Origin of the sequence: Bacillus sp. B4EP4a (assembly GCF_006680105.1) — a bacterium.
GTDB lineage: Bacteria > Bacillota > Bacilli > Bacillales > DSM-1321 > Peribacillus > Peribacillus simplex_E.
In genome coordinates this window covers 1-5,511 of the sequence record NZ_VHIK01000086.1, presented here as the reverse complement: position 1 = coordinate 5,511, position 5,511 = coordinate 1, and the positions used below count along the sequence as shown (strand labels likewise).

The window sequence follows — 5,511 nt, the reverse complement described above, 5'->3', positions numbered from 1 at the left end:
CTTTGTTTCTGCCTTAGAATTTCTTGCGTTTGTTTTGGCAAATTCCTGTGATTAAAATTATATGACATTACTTTCCATAATATACTATGAATATAAAATAATAGTAATTAATTATATGAATATTTTAAAGAATTTTTATGTTATTTGATTTTATTAGTGTTAAATTTATATCATCGAGAATAAAGAAAAGGGACGGCACTCAAAAGGTGTCGTCTTTTTATGGATAAGGAAGGTAATAAACTCCTTTTATCGAATATTTAAGGCGAAGGAGATGAAACAATGAAATTCAATTTGTTAACAAATGGAATAGATTCTTTAAAAGCGAGTCATGAGTGTCTTTTGAGGATTGAGCAATTAGCTCAGGGTGTAGAGCATAATGTTAAAGATGCCATAATGTATTTGAATCATGCTAACGAGATTCTATTCAAATTAGTTCTTAAAAATTATAAAGAATATTTGATGTTTAGCGATATTTCCCAATATATGAAGGCGAAAGAAGCGATGCTTCAGCAAAGTAAATCGAATGTTTTTGACATCAATCCTAATCTCAAAACAGTAAATTTTGCTGAAGCTATAAGAAGGTTAGAATTTTTGTGTGATATAGAGATATCACCAAAGTTTAAAGGTTCTTTACAGTACCTAAATCAGATTAGAAACAAAATAATGCATTTTGAAATTGAATTACCCGAAGAGGATGTTGGGATTTTAATTAGAAAGTTAAAAATATGTCAGTATCTTTCTATTGAATTTTTTAATGAACATTTGGAGGATTTTGATATATTGTTTGAAGCAGTACGGTTCGAGTACACAGTTGAAGAGTATAACGATGACATGGGTGAATTGTACGCAGAGATGTATAGTGAAGATGCACGGATAGAATACGAGGAGGCTGCTTACGGGGATTTAGGAGAAGGAAAATGATAGTTTAGAAAATTGCATTTGATTATTGGGGTGCTTTTTATTTTGCAGGAAAATGATTCCTTTTGGCGAATGATTAGGCAGAAGGAGGGAAAGTAATGTCATATAATTTTAATCACAGGAATTTGCCAAAACAAACGCAAGAAATTCTAAGGCAGAAACAAAGAAATGAAGATTCGCAGAGGGACGGAGAAGTAAAACGGATTCAAAAAGTAAAAGAAAAAGTTGTTAATTTCCTTACAGAAACAAGAAAGCCATGTACTGTAGAAGAAATTGCAGCCGAAATAAAAATAAAATCAATAGATGTGTTAAAGGCTGTTAATAAACTTACAAAAGAAAAGAAGATTGAATTGGTAATAATAAAAGTGGGAGAAGTAAACATAACACATTATCAAGCTGAGCATACGCACTTATAAAGGAATTACAGCATCCAGTAATGGATGCTTTTTTATTGCTATAACAAAGCAGCTAATGTCCCAGCCGGTAGGGAATCGTGCGAAACTGATAAGCGTTACTACCTTGCTCCTTTTGCTGTTTTATTGTGCCAATAATTAAACAAACAATGTTCCGTACTTATAGTGCAGTACGTTAGAGTACTCTAAAAATTTTTTCCTTCATTAAGAAAATCCTTAAAGAAAAAATAAAGAAAACCGAACTTTTTTCGTGAATTTCTAATTATGATGGGGCGTGGTGGCGGTAAGAATGGATTAATCACAGCCCTAACGAACTTCTTCATAAGTGAATTACATGGTATCCCAAAATACAATGTTTCCATTGTAGCAAACTCGGAGACCAGGCTAAAACATCCTTTATGGAAATGTATGAAACTATTGAAGAGCATGAAGTTCTTGAAGAAATGTTTTATAAAACGAAAGTGGAAATTAAAAATAATGCAACAAAAAGTATTGTTAAATATCGTACATCCAACGCATCCACAAAGGATGGTTTGCGTGATGGCTGCGTCATTTATGATGAGATTCATCAGTATGAAACAAATGAAGTCGTCCGAGTATTTTCTAGTGGATTAGGAAAAGTCAAAAATCCTCGGGAGTTTTTCATTGGTACTGACGGTTATGTCCGTGAAGGCTATCTCGATAAAATGAAAGAGCGTGCCAACAATATCCTTGAGGGAAAAGAATTAAACGATTCTCTTTTCCCGTATATTTGTAAGCTAGATAATGCGGAAGAAGTGGAAGATATCAGTACATGGGAGAAAGCTAATCCCATGTTTTGTGAGCCTAGAAGCGATTATGCTGAAGGGCTTTTTTACACAGTCCAAGAAGAATACAAGGATCTAGCTAACGACCCGTCTAATCGTGAAGAATTTATGACTAAACGAATGAATATCCCAGAGGTGGACTTAGCAAAATCAGTGGCCAGTTGGGAAGAAAAAATGAGAACTAGTTATGAAGAAGATGGGGAAACCCTAAGACTCATTCCGGAGCTTCAACATCGTACTGCTGTGGGAGGCCTCGACTTCGCCAGCATCAAAGACTTTGCATCAGTCGGATTATTGTTTAAGGTTGGCGAGGATTACATTTGGAAAACTCATTCTTTTGTCCGCAAAGGTTTTATTGATACAGTCAAATTAAAAATCACACCTAAACTCAAAGAGTGGGAAGGAAAAGGGCTGCTAACCATTGTCGATGAACCTGTAATTAATATCAAACATATTGTTGCCTGGTTTGTAGAGATGCGCGAAATATACGGGGTTAACACAATCGTTGCTGATACATTCAGACTAGAGCTTGTTAAAACCGCATTGGAGGCAGAGGGATTTACGTTATTGTACATCCGTAACCCCAAAGCGATTCATTCCCTTTTGGCTCCACGTGTAGAAACTCTATTTGCAAACAATCATATTATCTTTGGGGACAATCCTCTTATGCATTGGTATACGAATAATGTATATGTCACATCAAGAAAGATGGAAATAAAGAGTATTTAAAAAAGGATGAGTTTAAACGAAAGACAGATGGATTCCAAGCACTCATCCATGCCTTATGGCAAGCGGATGAAATACTAATCGATGATGTGGACTTTTTCTTAGACGATATAGATTTTTAAAAAAAGGAGGTGAGATATTGGGATTTTTAGACCTAATAAAAAGTAGAAATAGTGAACTTGAATTCATGTTGGACTTTGATTTAATCCAAGATACGTCCAATAAAATTCACATGAAACAATTGGCTATCCAGACCTGTATTAATATGATTGATAAAAAGGAATTCCTGGCAGGAAAGAAGATGGAAACTAAACGGGTTTCTTACAGTAATATGTTTGATGTAGCATCAGCAGCTGACAAGCTCCGGGCCGCGGGCATCTTCAATGGAAATGAATTGCGTGAAGCGTTAGGTGCTGAACGAGTGGAGGGAGACGATATGCTGGACAAGTATGTTATCACCAAAAACTATCAATAAAGTTCAGAAGTACTTAAAGGAGGTGAGAATAAGAATGAAGCATAAAATCAAAGGTGACATTATTAACTGGAACTCGAGTATCTGGGATTTTAACAATCGTATGAGAGCCATAAAAGAAGATGAGGACATTCAACTTGAAATCCATTCATATGGTGGTGACGTGTTTTTAGGTATTGTCCTATGCAATACTTTACGATCTCATAAAGGGAACGTAACTGTAACTATCACTGGTATTGCTGCAAGTGCTGCGTCAATTATCTGTATGGGTGCAGATAAAGTCAAAGCATATTCTAATGCTCAAATGATGGTCCATAATGCTTGGACAGTTGTAGCTGGTAATGCAATAGAGCTTAGGAAGGCTGCTGGCGATCTCGAAAGCATAGGTGAATCTGTATTAGCCTCTTATACACACAGAATTGACGCGGATACGGCTAAAAAACTATTAGACGAAGAAACATACTTATCGGCTTCAAAAGCGTTAGAACAGGGCTTAATTGATGAAATTATTAATGCCGAACCAGAAGAAGACGAGTCAGAAATATTCGAGAACAAAGCAAAAGAATTTAATAATAAAATATCGGCTGCTGTTGCACCAAAGCAACCTATCTCTGCATCAGCATCAGGCATCGACGAAAACATATTAAAGCAAATGTTTACAGAATTTAAAAATGAAATTAAAAATGAACTAAAACCAAAAGAGATTGTTCCTGAACCTGTTGCACCTAAACAGAACTTGAGCAGTCTCTTTTTAAATTTATAGGGGGGAATGGAAAATGACAATTAAATTTAATAAGTTGAAGAAGACGAGCGCAATGATTGTCTATTTTTTTATGTATTTAATATACATTATTGTTTAACTGAACCAATTATGAGGTAACTAATCTGTAATGTAATATCCCCAGATTTGAAAATTATTCAATTATGTTATTATTCGCTCTCTGCCAATTTCCCTGAGAATTTTTATTTAATTAAGTGTGTGAATTTTTTTCAATTTTTGTAGTATTATATATTTATTGCCATTAGATAGTAACGGGTCAGTTGCATAAAAAATAGCCTTTATTAAAAACGGAGGTGATTGTGTTGAGTTTTTTTAAAAAACTTTTAGGGCAAGAGTACGTTTCACCAGAAGAAAAAGAAAAGGCACTTTTAATCAAAGAGGAGAAACGTAAACAAAGAGAAGTGGAATATCAGATCGCCCAACAACAAAAAAAGAAAAAGCAAGCTGCTGACATGCAATTAATGGAGAAATATTTTGGAAAGAGTACTGGTTTTTTCAATTGGAGAGGTTTTTCTCTCTATAAAAATACAATTATCCATTTTGAAAAATATATTAAATCCTCCGATGAGGAAGTTTTAATAGCTATACCTGCTGAGTATGATAAAACGAAAAAAAGAGAAATCAAGGGCATGCTTATTGCAACCAGCCACAGACTTATATTTGTTACTAATGGAATAGGTCACGGTGAGTTCACCGAAGCTTTCGATTATCGAAAAATGAATGGCATTTCACTAGCTCCGGATGGGTTTGCTCAAAAAGAGTTATTAATCGATTATGGACGAACCCGCAAAATCTTTGACGACATATTAAACGACGATCAATTCAAACGGTTTCTCAAAGTTGTTAGAAGTAAAATGAACGAGTCAAAACGGGTTACTGGAATAAGCAAAGCTAAAAATAAAGCAGCCGCACATTCAGATGATAAGTATGAGAAGCTTGCTCAAATTGCTAAATTACGTGATCAAGGCGTGCTAACTGAAGAAGAATTTCAAATAGAAAAACAAAAGATTTTAAACTCATGAGGTGAAAATTTTGAAGTTTATTAAATGGATTATGATTGCTATTGCACTATTATTAATTTTATCTACTATTATAATTACCCCTTTTGCTTGGATAGGTCTAATAATTTTCTTGTTTGGTATTTACCAAATGATTCAACGTAGTAAAGGAAGAGTGACGTTTTCAAAACCTGGATGGATAGTTGTAGCAGGATTCTTACTTAGTTTCATACTAGCTATGATTTTTGTAGAACCAGTAAAAGAAACTGTACCTAAAGAAAAGAAAGAAATTACTCATAAGCAAGAGCAAAAAGAAGCTGAACGTTTGGCGGAAGAACAAAAGAAAAAGGAAGAAGCAGCTCGATTAGCTGAGGAACAAAAGAAAAAGGAAGAAGCA

At 34.5% G+C, this 5,511-nt stretch carries 5 protein-coding genes and 2 pseudogenes; all 7 read left to right on the top strand.

All coding sequences use genetic code 11. The annotated features are described in order from the left end of the window. Positions 1 to 279: 279 nt before the first annotated feature. Positions 280 to 921: a hypothetical protein gene (locus FNK51_RS25970; protein ID WP_141995205.1), complete on the top strand. Its 642-nt coding sequence runs from the start codon at positions 280 to 282 to the stop codon at positions 919 to 921. A gap of 95 nt (positions 922 to 1,016) precedes the next feature. After that, the gene (locus tag FNK51_RS25965; RefSeq protein WP_141995204.1) at positions 1,017 to 1,334 is read left to right on the top strand and encodes a hypothetical protein; all 318 of its coding nucleotides are present in this window, start codon (positions 1,017 to 1,019) and stop codon (positions 1,332 to 1,334) included. 240 nt (positions 1,335 to 1,574) lie between these two features. Continuing rightward, positions 1,575 to 2,985, top strand: a pseudogene (locus tag FNK51_RS25960) (terminase TerL endonuclease subunit); the annotation flags it as partial. A gap of 17 nt (positions 2,986 to 3,002) precedes the next feature. Continuing rightward, the gene (locus FNK51_RS25955) at positions 3,003 to 3,338 is read left to right on the top strand and encodes a hypothetical protein (RefSeq protein WP_141995203.1); all 336 of its coding nucleotides are present in this window, start codon (positions 3,003 to 3,005) and stop codon (positions 3,336 to 3,338) included. Positions 3,339 to 3,372: 34 nt separating this feature from the next. Beyond that, positions 3,373 to 4,098, top strand: coding sequence for a head maturation protease, ClpP-related (locus FNK51_RS25950; protein ID WP_181762354.1), 726 nt, complete (start codon positions 3,373 to 3,375; stop codon positions 4,096 to 4,098). Between the two features lie 320 nt (positions 4,099 to 4,418). After that, positions 4,419 to 5,138, top strand: coding sequence for an SHOCT domain-containing protein (locus FNK51_RS25945; RefSeq protein WP_141995201.1), 720 nt, complete (start codon positions 4,419 to 4,421; stop codon positions 5,136 to 5,138). Between the two features lie 10 nt (positions 5,139 to 5,148). Further along, positions 5,149 to 5,511: pseudogene (locus tag FNK51_RS25940) on the top strand (thermonuclease family protein); the annotation flags it as partial.

Coding starts and splice junctions, on each gene's coding strand:
- FNK51_RS25970 (WP_141995205.1), top strand. CDS start 280: ATGAAATTCAATTTGTTAACAAATGGAATAGATTCTTTAAAAGCGAGT.
- FNK51_RS25965 (WP_141995204.1), top strand. CDS start 1,017: ATGTCATATAATTTTAATCACAGGAATTTGCCAAAACAAACGCAAGAA.
- FNK51_RS25950 (WP_181762354.1), top strand. CDS start 3,373: ATGAAGCATAAAATCAAAGGTGACATTATTAACTGGAACTCGAGTATC.